This window comes from Microcoleus sp. Z1_A1 (assembly GCF_036700305.1).
Lineage (GTDB): Bacteria > Cyanobacteriota > Cyanobacteriia > Cyanobacteriales > Microcoleaceae > Microcoleus.
Genome location: NZ_JAUBOR010000059.1, coordinates 1 through 17,319, shown reverse-complemented (window position 1 = coordinate 17,319; position 17,319 = coordinate 1). Strand labels below are relative to the sequence as shown.

General features: G+C 43.7%; 5 protein-coding genes. 3 read left to right on the top strand and 2 right to left on the bottom strand.

The annotated features are described in order from the left end of the window. Positions 1 to 217: 217 nt before the first annotated feature. The 3 genes from QT973_RS24410 to QT973_RS24400 all read left to right on the top strand — a co-directional run bounded on the left by QT973_RS24410 (position 218) and on the right by QT973_RS24400 (position 13,894). Complete coding sequence (locus tag QT973_RS24410; protein ID WP_333392380.1) at positions 218 to 6,706, top strand: PAS domain S-box protein; 6,489 nt, start codon at positions 218 to 220, stop codon at positions 6,704 to 6,706. Positions 6,707 to 6,981: 275 nt separating this feature from the next. Next, entirely contained in the window at positions 6,982 to 8,187 is a 1,206-nt protein-coding gene (locus QT973_RS24405; protein ID WP_333056998.1) for a hybrid sensor histidine kinase/response regulator, read from the top strand. A gap of 688 nt (positions 8,188 to 8,875) precedes the next feature. Further along, a complete protein-coding gene (locus QT973_RS24400) occupies positions 8,876 to 13,894 on the top strand; it encodes a PAS domain S-box protein (protein ID WP_333056997.1) in 5,019 nt (1,672 codons plus the stop codon). A gap of 363 nt (positions 13,895 to 14,257) precedes the next feature. Here the strand turns inward: QT973_RS24400 and QT973_RS24395 are convergent, their stop codons facing one another. Both QT973_RS24395 and QT973_RS24390 read right to left on the bottom strand, forming a co-directional pair. Then, the gene (locus QT973_RS24395) at positions 14,258 to 15,919 is read right to left on the bottom strand and encodes a diguanylate cyclase domain-containing protein (RefSeq protein ID WP_333056996.1); all 1,662 of its coding nucleotides are present in this window, start codon (positions 15,917 to 15,919) and stop codon (positions 14,258 to 14,260) included. Between the two features lie 128 nt (positions 15,920 to 16,047). Next, on the bottom strand, positions 16,048 to 16,500 hold the full coding sequence (locus tag QT973_RS24390; RefSeq protein ID WP_333056994.1) for a response regulator: 453 nt from the start codon (positions 16,498 to 16,500) through the stop codon (positions 16,048 to 16,050). Positions 16,501 to 17,319 lie beyond the last annotated feature (819 nt).

Genomic DNA, 17,319 nt, shown 5'->3' with positions numbered 1-17,319 from the left:
TTAAGAGCTGGTTATAAGAAACCCTCCCAAGAAAATTTACTCTTTCTGAAATGGGCCAGAAAGCCAGTTATTGAGAACCGTTCAACATCTAAGATAGAGTGCATTGTAATTGTTGAACCAAATAGTTTTCAACTGGGAACGGCGGATTTTGTGGCTATACAATTGTTTATATGCTATAATAGGTGGCTAAACTGCCTTATGACAAAAAACAAGGTATATGATATCAGTTTTGAGCCCACCCGCAAAGCGAAACGGCTTTAAAGTTCTTCTGGTCGAAGACAATCAAGCAGAAGCCGATCTGATTGAAGAATTATTATTAGAAACAAACGCCAGTAGAGCCGAACCCCAAAGGCTATCAGTAAGTTGTACGGACCGTCTGAGCAAAGCGCAGGAACTTTTGGTCAGCGAACATTTTGATGTGATTTTACTAGACCTTTCGCTGCCAGACAGCCAAGACTTAAATACAATTGTCAAAATACAAGAATATAGTCTAAATACTCCGATTGTCGTACTGACTGCCCGCAACGATGAAGAGCTTGCCCTGCAGTCAATCCAAGCCGGAGCTCAAGATTATCTAGTCAAGCGAAAAATTGACAGCGAAGTGTTAATTAGATCGCTTCGCTACGCAGTCGAGCGACAGCACAACCAAGAAGCTTTACGAAAAAGCGAAGAAAAATATCGCTCGGTAGTCGAGAATTCTCTCGTCGGAATTGCCATTCTCGCTCCTCCTATTTCCCCCTCAGCACCCGAAAAATGCGAGTGGTTGGAAGTGAACGATGCTTTGTGCGATTTACTGGGATACGATCGCCAGGATTTTTGGCATGAGAATTGGGAAATGTGGGTTTTTCCTGAAGACTTGCAGTCTAGTTTAGAGCAGTTAAATAAAATTTTGGCAGGGCAGAGTGAAGGCTATGTTTTAGACCAAAGATGGCGCAGAAAAGATGGAAAAACCGTTTATACTAGAGTTTACCTTCGCTGTATCCGCGCCCTAGACGGCTCGATAGACCGCCTGATTAAAGTAGTCTTGGACGTGAGCGATCGCTACCGTTACGAAGCTCAATTAAAAGCATCAGAAGAGTTTTTAAATCACACGATAAATTCTACTCCCGATCCAATTTTTGTCAAAGATGATCAGCACAAATGGATCGTTGTAAACGATGCTTTTTGCAATTTGATAGGAAAAAGGCGATCGGAACTGATTGGCCAGTCAGGATACGATTATTTTCCCCCAGCACAAGCGGCTTTTTTTTGGCAACAAGACGAGCAAGTATTGCAAAGAAGTCTTGCTCAGGAAACAGAAGAAATTTTTACAGATAGCGGTGGTCAAGAACGCATTATATCTACTAAAAAAACAGTATTTAAAAAAACCGATGGGACTAAAATGTTGGTTGGAACAATGCGAGATGTGACCGAATACAAACGCCAGCAAATTGCGTTGCAGGAAAGCGAAGCTCGATTTCAAATAATGACGGACAACGTGCCGGGAATGATTTATCAATATCGGCTTTATGTAGATGGTAAAACATCTTTTACTTACGTTTCTTCTGGCAGTTGGCAGATATACAATTTAAAGCCAGAAGAAATAGAAGAAAATGCCAGTTTGGCTTTTGCAACAGTTCACCCAGACGACATCTCAGACTTGCAGCGATCAATGGCAACTTCAGCGGCGACTCAGCAAGCTTGGCAACACCAGTGGCGGCAAGTTATGGGAGATCGAGTGAAATGGCTTCAAGGCGCGTCGAAGCCAGAAAAGCAAGCAAACGGCGATATAGTTTGGGACGGTTTAGTGATGGATGTTACGGAATTGAAACAAACCCAGCAAGACCGCGATCGATTTTTTAATCTCTCGCTGGATTTACTTTGCATTGCAGGTTTTGACGGCTATTTCAAACGCTTAAACCCCGCTTGGTCAAATGTATTGGGTTATAGCAGCGATGAAATCTTAGCCAAACCTTTGATAGAATTAGTCCATCCAGAAGACCTAGAAATTACTGTAGCGGAATTAGAAAAACTTAAAAAAAGCCACCCGATTATTAGCTTAGAAAACCGCTATCTTTGCCAAGATGGTACTTATAAATGGCTGTCGTGGACTGCATCGCCGTTTGCAGAAGAAGGTTTGATTTATGCCGTGGCTCGCGATGTTACATTTAGCAAGCAAGCTGAAGCTGAATTGCGTAAGAGCGCAGCCACCAACCGCGCTCTTTTAAATGCGATACCAGACATGATATTTCGCTGTCGGGCAGACGGCACTTTTGTAGACTTCAAACCTGCAAAAGATTTCGATAATATCCTACCGCAAAAAGCACTAATCGGCAAAAAAGCACAAGACATATTGCCTGCTGCTTTTGCTGACAAAATCTTGTCGGGCCATCAACAAGCGATCGCCACTGGCGAGATTCAAGTTGTAGAATATCAAATGCCCGTTAATGATGAACTGTACGATTTTGAAGCGAGAATTGTTTTCTGCACGGATGACGAAATTATCGCGATCGTCCGCGACATCACCAATCGCAAACGTTTCGAGTCAAAACTCCACAGGCAAGCAGCAGCAATGGCGGCTGCTTCCGAAGGTATCGCCATATTCAGTGCCGACAAAGAGGTGATTTATTGCAACGCAGCACGACTCAATATCTACGGTTACAACTCTCTCGAAGAAATCTTAGGTAAAAGTTGGAAAATATTCTACCAAGGTGCAGAACTGCAAAGGTTCGAGCAAGAAGTCCTGCCGACTTTAGTGCAGAAAGGTTCTTACAGCACCGAAGCAGTAGGATGCCGCCGCGACGGATCGGAAGTCCCTCTCGATGTATCGCTGACAATGCTAGCCGGCGGAGAAACTATTTGCGTTGTTCGCGATATTTCTCAAAGAAAACAAGCAGAAGCAGCACTGCGGGAAAGCCAGCGATTCGCTCAGCAAATTGCTGGGGCAATTCCTAATATTTTGTATGTTTGTGACTTAATTGAAAAAAAAAATATCTATGGGAACGCTTCTATCTACCACATTCTTGGCTATACAGTAGAGGAAATTCAGGCAATGGGGCCGTGGATGATGTCAACTTTAATCCACCCCGAAAATTTAATCAAAATGCCTGATTATTTACAGCAAGTCGAAACAGGCAGCGAAGGGGATATCTTTGAAATTGAATACAGAATTAGGCACAAGGATGGTTCTTGGCGCTGGATGGTTAGCCGAGATACTGTATTTGCCAAAACAGCAGACGGTAAGTTAAAACAAATTCTCGGCACGGCAACTGATATTACCGAAAGCAAGCAAGCAGAAGATGAAATAAAGCTGTTGCTGGCCGCAACTCAAGCTATTAGTCAGTCTGCCGATTTTCACAGCGCCCTCCCGCAAATTCTGCGGTTGCTGTGCAATGCGATCGGCTGGAATTTTGCGGAAGCTTGGATACCGACTGCTAACGGTAGTTGTTTGGAACATAGCGAAACTTGGTACGCTAGCGATCGCGATTTAGATAGGTTCGGCCGCGAAAGTAAAAGAATTAGATTCGCCGCCGGAGTGGCAGTACCTGGACGGATTTGGTCAACCAGAAATGTAGAATGGATTGAAGATATTTCTCTAGCCAAAAATCATCTTTTTGCCCGATCGCAAATGGCGAAATCAGTCGGATTGAAAGCTTGTTTCGGAGTGCCAATTCACGCTAGTTCAAAGGTGCTGGCAGTTTTAGTATTCTGCAAGCGCGATCGCTCGATTATGGAACCGCGTATAGTAGAGTTGGTCAAGGCTGTAGCGACTCAGTTGGGCGATCATATTCAGCGCAAACAAGCCGAAGAAGAATTGCGTAAAAGTGAAGAACGCTGGCAGTTAGTTCTTAAAGGCAATCAAGACGGAATTTGGGATCTGAATCTTCAAACAAATGAAGCTTTTCGCTCGGCCCGCTGGCAAGAAATTATCGGTTACACAGACGGCGAAATCGACAGCACCAACAGCGCATCGATCGATCGCATCCATCCAGACGATCGCTCACGAGTGCAAGCAGCGATCCAAGGTTATCTCGATCGGCAAACCCCCAATTACGCCGCCGAATACCGCTTGCAGTGCAAAGACGGTAGCTATAAGTGGGTGCTCGCCCGCGCTCAAGCAGTGTGGGACGAAGCCGGAAACCCTCTGCGGATGGTGGGTTCGATGACGGATATTAGCGATCGCAAAGCAGCAGAATTAGCTTTACTGCAGGTCACTCAAGCCGTCGAAAGTACCAGCGATGCGATCGTGATCGCCGACTTGAAAGGGCGGTCTATTTATCACAATCAAGCCTTTATTCAGCGCTACGGCTACACAGTGGAAGAACTCAATAATCTTGGCGATATGACCGCGCTGTATGTCCGGCATAAAAATTACAAACAAATCTATAAAAGCCTTCGCAAAGGTCGCTCTTGGTGTGGCGAAGTTGCACTGCAAACTAAGAGCAACGAAGCAGTAACTGCTCTGGTGCGAGCCGACAGTATTCAAGATATTCATAGTAATTCAATCGGCTTGATTGCAGTAATTACTGATATCACAAAACGCAAAGAATCGGAATTAATTTTGCGACAAAAATTAAAGCGCGAACAGTTGGCAGTAGCCATGTTGGAACGCATTAGATATTCTCTAAATCTTGAAGAAATTTTAACCAAAAGTGTCGAAGAAGTGCGTCATTTTTTGCAAGTAGACCGCACTATTATTTATCAATTCAATCCTGATTGGAGCGGGTTTATCGCTGTTGAGTCGGTTGCCGAAAATGTTCGACCAATTGTAGGAATGGAAATTTATGACCCCTGTTTCGGGGCAGCCTACGTTCATCTTTACCAAGACGGTAGAATTAGAGCCATAGAAGATGTTCACAATGCGGGCCTAGCCGACTGCCACTTGGGTTTGTTGACTCGGCTAGACGTGAGAGCGAATCTGGTAGTGCCGATTTTGCAAGGCGAAAACTTGTGGGGGCTGTTAATTGCCCACCACTGCACGGGCCCGCGTCCCTGGCAACAATTGGAGGGAGAGTGCCTAAAACAATTGGGGGTGCAGTTGGCGATCGCCATTCAGCAATCGATGCTATTTGAACAAGCACAAACCGAAATTGCCGATCGCAAACTTGCAGAAGCCGCCCTGCAATTAGCTAAAGAAGCCGCCGAATCCGCCAACCGCGCTAAAAGCGACTTTCTCGCGAACATGAGCCACGAATTGCGGACGCCTTTGAACGGGATTTTGGGATACATTCAACTGCTAAAAGTCGATAAAAACTTTACCGCCGATCAACAGGAAAGTCTTAACAACATTCACCAGTGTGGCAACCACCTGCTGATGCTGATTAATGATGTTTTAGACCTCTCAAAAATCGAAGCTAGTAAAATGGATCTGTCTCTGACAAACCTGCATTTTTCCAGTTTTGTTAAAAGTATTATTGATTTGTTCCAGATGCGCTCTGCTCAAAAAGGAATTGCCTTTAATTACGAGCAGGTGTCAGCGCTGCCAGATGGCATTTTGGCAGACGAAAAAAGGTTGCGTCAAGTTTTGATTAATTTGCTCAGCAATGCCGTTAAGTTTACGAACAGCGGCAGCGTTACATTCAAAGTCGGTTATGCAGAAAATTTCCCCGATAATTATCATCAAACCAACAGCAAAAGTTCGATTTGGACAGCGGAAATTGCACCTAAAACAATCAATTTGACCGCTAATTTAGACGCGCAGCAAATGTCTAACCCGCCGCTGGGAACAACAGAAACGCGCGAGGTGACAACAGACAATACTGGCCGTTCCCCTACCCCTAAAATTCGCTTTCAAATCGAAGATACCGGCATTGGCATTTCTCAGAATAAATTAGAAGAAATATTTTTGCCTTTTCATCAAGTGGGCGATCATAACAATTTCGTCGAAGGTACGGGACTGGGACTTTCCATCAGCCAAAAATTAGTCAAAATGATGGGCAGCCAAATTCGCGTCCAAAGTACCTCCGGCAAAGGCAGCATATTTTGGTTGGATCTAGACTTACCCGCAGTCGCGCAGTGTTCGGAACTTCCCTCCCGACAAGAAAAAAGGCGGCTTGTAGGTTTTATCGGCCCCCAGCGGAAAGTGCTAATCGTGGACGATCACGAAGTAAATCGCGCCATGTTGCACAGGCTGCTTTTTCATTTAGGCTTTGAAATTGCAGAAGCTACAGACGGCGAAGACTGTTTGCACAAAGCACAGGAATTTCTACCGGATATAATTTTAATGGATTTGCTGATGCCGGTAATGAACGGTTGGGAAGCTACCAGGCGGCTGCGACAGTTGCCGGAATTAAAAGATACGGTTATCCTTGCTTTGTCCGCTAACGTTTACGAGACTACCAAGCAAGAGAGCATACTTGCAGGTTGCGATAATTTTATCACCAAGCCGATTCAAACTAATGAGCTTTTAGAATTATTGCGCCTGCATTTGAGACTAGAATGGGTTTACGAAGAAGGATCGCAAACCAGAAAGCGGACAGATCAAACTGCCAAAGCATCTTCTGAGATTGCTGCTGCTGACTCAACGATGGTGTCTCCTGCCTCAGAGTCAGTCTTGGCGTTGTTAAGATTGGCTGCAATGGGCGATATTGAAGCTATTCTGGAAGAAACTGCTAAACTCGAACATTCTGAGCCGACATTAGTGCCTTTCGTTCATCACCTGCGCCAACTTGCTAAAGGATTTCAGCTCAAGCAAATTCGAGATTTTTTGAAGCAACATTTGTCCTAAAATTGACGGTAGCTAACAGACAACTTAAAATCAGTTAAATCTCTGATCTTGCACCATGGTCAGCAACAAGCTTCCCGGCTTGTTCCACAGAGACTGAATTTCTTGTGGCGAGTAGGGGTTGGACCCCAGATCCCGCCCACAAAAGAAAATAGTGATTGCAAATAAAGGCATCTATGAAGCAACCGGATTTCTAGAGCCGCAGAAAATCACTTGAATCCGATTTAAACTCACAAACCACCAATCAAAAATCAAAAATTTTAATATTTCCCTTGAATATGAACGATAAGAATTCCGAAAGAAGCATCATACAAATTGTCGATGACAACCAAACAAATCTTGACGTACTTTTCGAGTTGTTAAGGAATTACGGGTTTAAAGTATTAGTGGCTCTAGACGGCGAAAGTGCGATCGAGCAAATTGACTACATTCATCCCGACTTGATTCTTTTGGATATCATGATGCCAGGAATTGACGGTTTTGAAACTTGCCGACGCTTGAAAGCAGACGCGTCAACGCAAGATATTCCCATCATATTTATGAGCGCCCTTTCCGATACGCCTGATAAAGTAAAAGGCTTTCAGACAGGAGCAGTTGACTACATCACTAAGCCTTTCCAGCACGAAGAAGTTTTGAGCCGGATTCAAACCCACTTGACAATCCGCAGCTTGCAAAAAAAACTCGAAGAAAAAAACCTCGAACTTGCCCACCTCAACCAAAACCTGGAAAGACTTGTTGAACAAAAAACCAAGCAATTAATCAACCAGGAAAAAACAGCCATCATCGGACGTTTGACTCAGGGCATGGTTCACAACCTCAAAAGTCCGCTGCAAGTGATTCAGACTAGCGTCGATTTGATTGAAACAAAAGCCACACAAATTCAAGAAGACTCTCTGTTTAATTATACTAAGTATATTTTTCAAGCAGTCACAAAAATCAATCAGATCATGGATACTCTGATGATGAAAAGCCGCAACGAGCAAAAGCAAGATTTGCACCCGGTGAATATCAACGATTTAGTGCAGCGAGAAATTCAGCTATTGGAAGGCAACCTATATTTTAAAAATAAAATTAGAAAAAAATACTTTTATGACGAAGAAATTGACAGTATTCCATTGATTTATTCCTATCTTTCTCAAGTATTTTATAATTTAATTAATAATGCAATGGATGCTATGTGGGAAAAGAAAAGCAGAGAAATAACTATCGTGACGCGGCAAGACGACTCGAACATATACATGGATATTGCAGATACGGGATGCGGCATATCATCTGAAGATTTGCCAAAACTTTTTGATCCTTTTTACACATCCAAGCCGCCTAAAGGCGAGGCAAAAACGGAAGGTGAACCAACAGGAACTGGTCTAGGACTTTATACTTGTATTGAACTTTTAAAACCTTTTAACGGTGAAATTGCTATTAGCAGCAATGTCGGTCAAGGCAGCGTGTTTACAGTTGTGCTGCCCAAACCGCAGACAAATTGAGCGACTCAACTGAGTTAACTTGTGTCGGGTTAGACAACCATAATTAAGTTTGTAATTAAATTTGTAGCATGGAATGCAAGTCTTGGTTACTCGCTCAAGAGAGGACTTGCATTGCTCAATACAAACAAGCGCTAATTGCGGGCTATTAACCGGACACAATCTCAGAGCGGATTTTGTAAATTAACGGTAATTCTCCTAGCTTAGTAAGACTATTCCAAAAACAAATATTTTAACTTTAGGCAAGCTTTAAACGGCTATTTAAAATCTAAATTTTCAAAGGCTATCAGCAATGCCAATCCTGATTAATCCGCGTTCTTTTGATTTGCCTCTTGCTATTCCCCTGCCAAAGGTTGTAAATTAAAATAGAGTTGAGTTGCAATATTGGTAAGAGTATAATAGTTTTGGGCCACTAGGTTTGGGGCCAGGCGGACAACTTGCAGCGAACAACTCAATTCTACAAATAAATCTGGGTGGTCTGCAAGCACACAGCGCACTCTAAAGCGTGTGCTTCAAGTTCCCCAATCATCAGCTAGGTAGCTGCATCCGCTGCTGAGATTTTATAATTACTAAAAAATAGCAAAAGGATACCCGTAAAAAAAATGCTAGTTTACGCAACAGCCAAACCGCGATAGTCATCAGTCATCAGTCATTCCAAATCTAAAATCTAAAATCTAAAATCTAAAATGGTATGACATCTGTGTTTGAGTCAACTTTAACGCTTAGTTTAAAAATTCTTTTAGTAGAAGATTGTGCCGAAGATGCAGAGTTCATTCAAGAACTGCTGTCTGAACCCCAACTAGGACACTTAATTGATGTGACCAATGTAGTTCGCTTTCGTGAAGCGATAGAAATTTTAAGGGAGCAAATTTTTGATGTAATTTTATTAGATATTTCACTTCCTGACAGCCCAAAATTTAATACTTTTTTCCGACTTCAAGATTGCGGTATCAATACTCCGATCGTCATTCTGACAGCGGCTGATGACGAAGAACTAGCTGTCGAGTTAATTGCCGCCGGCGCCCAAGATTATCTGGTGAAAAGACAGGTAGACAGCCGGCTGCTGGTACGGACGCTCAGGTGCGCGATCGCCCGCCAGAAACGGCAAGCAGAATGGAAAAAAAGTCAAGAAAAATACCAGCAGGTTGTTGACAATATCAAAGAAGTTGTTTTTGAAACAAATACGGCGGGCAATTGGACTTTTCTCAATCCGGCTTGGACAGAAATCACCGGATTTACCGTTGATGAAAGCTTAGGAACTTCCTGTTTGAGTTACATTCATTCTGAGGATCAATACCAATATTTAAATTCGTTGACAGGTCTGAGCGAAAATCAAGAAACATCCAATTGCTATCAAATTCGATATCTTACAAAAAATGGCGAAATTCGGTGGGTAGAAGTGCAAGAATTTTTTCTTTGGGGCGAGAACGGCGGGGCGCAGGGGACGACAGGAACTATCAATGATATTACCGATAAAATTTTAGCACTTTCCGAACTAGAAGCTAGTAAAAAGTTTTTGAATTATACAATCGATGCAGTGGCAGACCCACTTTTTGTCAAGGATGAACAGCACCGCTGGATACTGTTAAATGATGCTTTTTGCAAGCTGCTCGGCAAGGAGCGCGAGGAACTGCTGGGCAAGTCGGATTATGACTTTTTCCCAAGACAAGAAGCTGAGATTTTTTGGCAGAATGACGAACAAGTTTTTAGGACGGGGGAAGAAAACGAGAGCGAGGAAATATTTACGGACGGCCGCGGTGCAAAGCACATTTTGTCTACTAAAAAAACTGTATTTGAAAATAGCGATGGCAGTAAAAATCTCGTCGGGATAATTCGAGATATCACTGAGGATAGGCGCAAACAATTAGCGCAGCAAGAAAGCGAAGCTAGACTTCGGCAACTTGCAGCCAATTTACCGGGAATAATTTATCAATTTCGTCTCTCAACAGACGGAAAAAAAAGTTTCCCTTATATTTCTTCGGGGAGCATCGATTTATATGAATTGGAGCCAGAAAATATTCAGCATAATCCTCAACTACTTTTTGATTTTATTCATCCAGATGATTGTCAAAAATTTGAAGAATCTATTGCTGTTTCTGCGGCAAATATGCAGCCATGGCAGCAGGAATGGCGGGCGATTGTACCGTCGGGAAAACTTAAGTGGATGCAAGGGGTTTCGAGACCGGAACGAGTTGATTTTGCGACTAAAATAGGGCAGGAAGGGGATATAGTTTGGGAAGGGATCGTGCTGGATATTACTGATTTAAAGCAGACTGAAGCAGCTTTGCGGGAGAGCGAAGCCAGATTTCGATCGCTCGTTGAGAATATCCCTGGCGCTATCTGCCGCAGCTTGTACGATGCTGAGTGGACGATGGTATTTATTAGCGATGAAATTGAGGTAATTAGTGGGTATCCTGCTGGAGATTTTATTCGCAACAACGGCTTAAGTTTTGCGAGCATTGTCCACGAGGCAGACAAGGAAATGGTCGATCGACAAATCAGCGCAGCAGTAGAGTCGAAACAGCCGTACAATCTAGAATACCGGATTGTTCGCGATGACGGAGCGGTGCGGTGGGTGTCGGAAAGAGGTAGGCCAACTTACAATCTGGAAGGGCTGGTTTTGTGGCTCGACAGAGCGATTTTTGATATTACCGATCGCAAACAAGCCGAACTGACTCTGTGCCTAGTAACTCAAGCTGTAGACAGTGCTAGTGATGCGATCGCGATCGCAGATTTAGACGGTTATTCCGTTTATCATAATCAAGCATTTATTCAGCGCTACGGCTATACAGTGGAGGAACTAAATAATGCCGGCGGCCCAGCAGTAATGTACCCCAAATCTCAAGACTTGAGAAAGTTATTTAGGGTGCTGCGGAAAGGTTTTTCCTGGGAAAGTGAAATTGAAATCAAGAGTAAAAATGGCGATATTATAGAAACTTTTTTGCGGGCTAACTGCATTAAAGATAGCGCTAAGCAACCGATAGGAATGATAGCCATAATTGCCGACCTCACAGAAATAAAACGCACCGAATCGGCATTAAAACTCAGTCAAGAGCGATTACAGTTGGCGGTTTCCGGTAGCTCTTTGGGGCTGTGGGATTGGAATATAGCTACTGGCGAAACTTATTTCGACTTTTATTGGAAATCAATGCTAGGCTATGCAGAAACCGAAATTGAAAATAACCTCAAATGTTGGGAAACTTTGCTGCATCCCGAAGACCGAGTGAAGGTAATGGAATGTTTAAATTCCTATTTGGAAGGTGAGACTGATATCTATGAATTTGAATTTCGGATGCTCAATAAAGCGGGCAATTGGCAGTGGATTCTGGCGATGGGCAAGGTCGTCGAGTACGACGAATGGGGTACGCCGCTGCGGATAACAGGCACTCACAAAGATATCAGCGCCCGCGTTGCAGCAGAAGCCGAAAAAACGCAGTTGATCGCATCTTTGCAACAACTTGCCGAACAGTTGCAAGCAGCGCAAAAAATAGCCCGCATCGGCAATTGGGAATTTGATAGGGAGACAGGAGTTATTACTTGGTCGGAAGAACTGTTTCGAGTTTACGGTCGAGAATTGAATCGGCCGCCGACAATGGAAGAACTTTTAGAGCAAATTCATGCCGATGACAAAGAAAGGTTTGCAGAAGTTGTACAAAAAGCAGTGACTGAAGGAACAGCTTACGATATCGACCACCGCATCTATTTTCCATCAGGAGAAATTAGGCACGTTAACGCTAAAGGAAAAGCTGTTAAAAATGAGTTGGGTCAGGTGGTCCGGCTGTGTGGCACGGCAATGGACATTAGCCATCGCAAAAAAGCAGAAATTGCTTTACAAGAAAGCGAACAGCGATTTCGAGCTGTATTTGAACAAGCGGCGATTGGCATTGTCAAAGTGTGGCGCGACGGTCAATTTTTGAATGCAAATCAAGGGTTTTGCAATATTGTCTGCTACTCAGAATTAGAGCTAAAATCGCGAAATGTTGGGGACATTTCTCACCCCGAAGATGTAGCAGCAGATGTCGAGTCGCGCGACAGACTGTTAGCTGGGGAAATTTGTAATTATTCCCTTGAGAAACGCTTTATTCGCAAAGACGGTTCATTTGTTTGGACTAATATGACTGTATCTTTAGTGCGGGATGGGTTTGGGGAACCTAGCTACTTAATTGGTGTGATTGAAGATATTAGCTCTCGCAAACTTGCTGAGGCTATCTTGCGCCAGCAATTAAAGCGCGAACGCCTGGTGGTAAAAATGCTGGAACGCATTCGATCTTCTCTCAATTTAGAAGAAATTTTGACAAAAACTGTTGCTGAGGTACGGCAGTTTTTGCAAACAGACCGGACAGTTATTTATCGTTTTAATCCCGATTGGAGCGGTTTTATAACAGTCGAGTCGGTGGGCGAAACTTGGCAGTCGATTCAGGGAATAACTATTAAAGATTCGTGCTTTGAAGACAGCCATGCTTCGGCTTACGAAGACGGTCGCCCTTTAGCTGTGGATGATATTTACAAAGCAGGTCTTTCCCAGTGCTACATTAATTTATTAAGTCAATTTCAGGTGCGAGCTAATTTGGTAGTGCCGATTTTGCAAGGCGACAAGTTGTGGGGGCTATTGATTGCCCACGAGTGCGCGGGCCGCCGTCGCTGGCTGGAAATTGAGGTCGAGTGTCTCAAACAAATTAGCGTGCAGTTGGCGATCGCGATCCAGCAATCAATGCTGTTTGAGCAAGCACAAAGTGAAATTGCCGATCGCAAACAAGCCGAGTCAGCTTTGCAGGAATCGGAAGCGCGAGAACGTTCAAAAGCGCTAGAGTTAGAAGCAGCTATTAACAAGCTCCGAACGACTCAAGCTCAGCTCGTTCAAAATGAAAAAATGGTGAGTTTGGGTCAGTTAGTTGCTGGTGTTGCTCACGAAATTAATAACCCCGTTAGCTTTATTCACGGCAATCTCAGTCCGGCTCGCAATTACACTTTAGATTTGCTGGAATTGATTAAAGTTTACCAGCATTACTGTCCTCATCCTCCGGCCCAAGTCTTGGATAAAATTGATGAAATAGACTTGGATTATATTGTTGAGGATTTCCCGAAATTGTTTAACTCGATGCAAGTAGGAACCGAGCGAATTGTCGAGATTGTGAAATCGTTGCGTAATTTTTCCCGATTGGACGAGTCCGCAGGGAAGTCGGTTAACATTCACGAGGGAATTGATAGCACTTTGATGATTTTGCAAAATCGGTTAAAATCTCACAGCAGTCATGGAGAAATTCAGATAGTTAAAGACTACCAACTCTTGCCACAAATTGAATGTTTTCCTGGCGAGTTGAATCAGGTATTTATGAATATTTTGATTAATGCGATCGATGCTTTGGAAGAACGGGACAAGCAGCGTTCGATCGAGGAGTGCGATCGACATCCCAGCACGATCGCTATTCGCAGTTATCAGGTGGCTGGGGGCTTCGTAGCGGTATCGATTGCCGACAACGGGGGGGGGATACCGGAGTCAGTGCGATCGAGGCTGTTTGACCCATTTTTCACGACTAAACCTGTGGGCAAGGGTACGGGTTTGGGACTGTCGATTTCTCACTCGATTATCGTCGATCGCCACGGCGGCCGATTGAGCTGTATTTCGACACCGGGTGAGGGAGCGGAGTTTTTAATTGAAATTCCAGTGCGGCCGAATTTAACTGGTAGGAATTCAAATTTGGGGCAATAAATTAGCAATTGGTAATTGGAAAGCGGAAATGGGCAATATCTCACATCTGGCACCCTTCTCAAGAACAGGCTTTTCGGCCTGTTCCACAAAGAGAGAATTTTCTTGTGGAACAGGCCGAAAAGCCTGTTCCTAAACAAGTAATATCATGTCCGGTCGATTAGCAGAAATCAGGTAGGGGCGGGTTCACCAACAATATCTGCTAATAATTAACAATCTCAAAAACCCGCCCGACCGTGATATTATGGTCAATCGAACGGACATGATATCAAAAAATTATTCTGATGCCAAGGTCAACAATATAAGTTATGAGTTATGAGTTGTGAGTGAAAAATCAAACACGATATTACAAATTACCTTCAAATTTTACATAACAATCGGGGAAGATTCCGAGTTACTGCTGGCGTGACAAATGCGATTTTTGCCTTCGGTTTTGGCTTTAAAAAGGGCGCTGTCAGCGCTGCGAATTAGGGCATTGGGAGATTCCCGGGCAGAAGGAATCGCTGTCGCAATGCCGCAACTGAGGGTAACGTAGGGGCCGATCGACGATCGCGCGTGGGGTAGTTTCAAGCTGGCGATGCCGTCGCAAATTTTTTGGGCGACAGCGTTTGCCCCTTCGGCGCTAGTGTTGGGCAGCACTAGGGCAAATTCTTCGCCACCGTAGCGGGCAGTCAAATCCCCAGCCCGGTTGGTGGCGCTGGCGATCGCCCCGGCAACTTGGCGCAAACAATCGTCCCCGCCGAGGTGCCCATAAAACTCGTTGTAAAGTTTAAAAAAGTCGATGTCAAACATAATTAAAGACAGCGGCAGTTCCTCTCTGGCCAATCTGCGCCACTCTAAGCTCAAAACTCGATCGAACTGGCGACGATTGGCAATGCCAGTCAGTCCGTCAGTAGTTGCCAGTTGCTGCAATTTTTGATTGGCTATTGCTAGCTTGCGGTAAAGTTGAGATTGTTCGATCGCGATCGCCACTTGATTTGCCAAGTGCTGTAAAAAATCTATTTCCCACTGTTGCCATTCCCTGACACCGCTGCAATTGTATGCTGTCAGCATTCCCCACAAACTATTGCCATTTTCTGCGATCGAATCCGGCAAATTTTTACCCTGGGCCTGCGGTTTGCCACTCGCCTGGTGCCAGATATAATTTTCCGCTGCATCTTGATTGTTCTCGACTTCCCAAACACTGGCTTCTTGTGTTTCTTTTGCCGTTTCCCAGTCGCCTGATTGCCAAATTGGTACGCTGATAACTGCTGCAATTTCACAATCTGTCAACAATTCTTTGCAACTGCCAGCCAAGGGGGCAGTGTTGACATCTGCTATTGCTTGTACCGATTGGGATTCGACTAAAACAAAGCATGACACCGCCAAAGCAGCACTAATATTTTGGTTTTCAATATAACCTTCTGGCAAACCGTCACCTGCGACGATCGCACCTTTTTGCTCTTCCCCGTCCAATTGAGACACCCAATCCTGACAGCGATAAATTAAAACGCGGTCTGTTTGGAGAAATTGGCGCACTTCTGCGACGGTACTTTGGAGAATGTTTGCCGGATCTATTGACGATCGAATATGTTCGATCATTTTGCCCAACAGCCGCTGTCGCAGAGCCTGCTGCCGCAATTGTTCTTCGATTTGCTGGCGTTCGATCGCGTAATGGATAGCCCGCACCAGCAGAGTTCGGTGAAATCTTCCCTTTACCAAACAATCTTGAGCGCCCCAGCGCAATACTGAGCGGGCAATATTTTCATCGTTGATATCTGTCAGCACCACAATTGGCAATGTCGGCCATCGCCCTTTCAAAACTGCGATCGCCTCGCTTCCCCTCAAGCTGTCTGACAGTGACAAATCTAATAGTACGGCGTCAAACTTGTCTACTTCCAGACGCCCAACTCCTATCTCCAGAGACTTAACAGTTTGGAGAAGAAATAGAGACTCGCTGAATGACCCTAGAAGGTCTTCGATCATTGTCGGATCTCCGAGGTCATCCTCAACCAACAAAATTTTCAGACATTGGTTACGTGTTAACACAACTATAGCGTTCGGAGCGAGTCGAAGGCAACTTTTTTGTTTTGATAGCGATACTTGCGATCGGCAAATATTTCCGCTTATCAAATTCACTATACACTCAAACTACGCATTTAGCGCTCCATTAAAGCTTACATATCCGGTGGGAGTGAAACGATCTCAAACCAATACTCACATAAAGTCTTCATTACTTCCAGCAATCCTTCAAAAGTTACTGGTTTGGATATGAAAGAATTGGCTCCCAAGCGGTAGCAAAGCAAGATATCTCCTCTGCGGTGGGAAGTTGTGAGTATTACAACCGGAATTTGTTGCAAATGAGGGTCAGCTCTGATCAAACTTAGTGTTTCTCGCCCGTCCAGCCTCGGCATATTCAGATCCAAAAGTATCAAGTCTGGCTGATGCCAATTGCTGCTACCAACATATTGACCACGACGGTACAAGTAGTCTAGAACTTGTTCTCCATTTTCCACAAATTCGCTCGTAATTTCAAATCGAACTTCTCCCAGTGCTTCCTTCACCAAAAAGCGCGTATCCTCGTCATCGTTGGCTATTAAAAGAGTAAATCTTTTCTTTTTATAATTCACGGCTTTGCCTCACTCCGAACGTTTTTTGTGAGGTCGCTGGACTTTGATCCGTGTCTGAGTACCTGCCAATAATCTCTTGCCATCATCCGGTAAATCTTGCAGAGAACACTGAAATTGTGTTGCAATAATTTACATTTTTTCTGCATTTGCAAAGGTTTGCGAATCATGATTGTTTCACTTGGCAGTCTGTCCGAAAACCTGCAAACTGCAAACACATCACAAATCTTTCTCCGCGAACTACTATGGAAACTACTGCATCCCAAAGCAAGATGCTCTGGATACAGTTGAAAAAAATTAACAAGTCTTGCGCGCACCGCTGATTTATAAGTTGTATAAGGATAGAGCTAATAGATTTATATTGATAGATTTATAGCTCGATGTCATCAGTGAATATGCTACACTTTATAAGCATTTTTGTAAAGAAAAGATAAAGATATTTAAAGCTTAAGTAAAGGACGGGTGACAATCAAGCAATTTGGTGACAAGCCCCCGGATTCATCCGTGGAGCGAGAAAAAAGCTCCGAATCCTCTTCACTTGCCCCCGGATTTATCAGTGGAGTCGCTTTCTTCAATTCTAAAATCTAAAATCTAAAACCTAAAATCTACAATCTACAATCTACAATCTACAACCTAAAATCTAAAATCTACAACCTAAAATCTACAACCTAAAATCTAAAATCTAAAATCTAAAATCTACAATCTAAAACCTAAAATCTAAAATCTAAAATCTAAAATCTAGAACCTAAAATCTAAAATCTAAAATCTAAAATCTAAAATCTAAAATCTAAAATCTAAAATCTAAAATCTAAAATCTAAAAT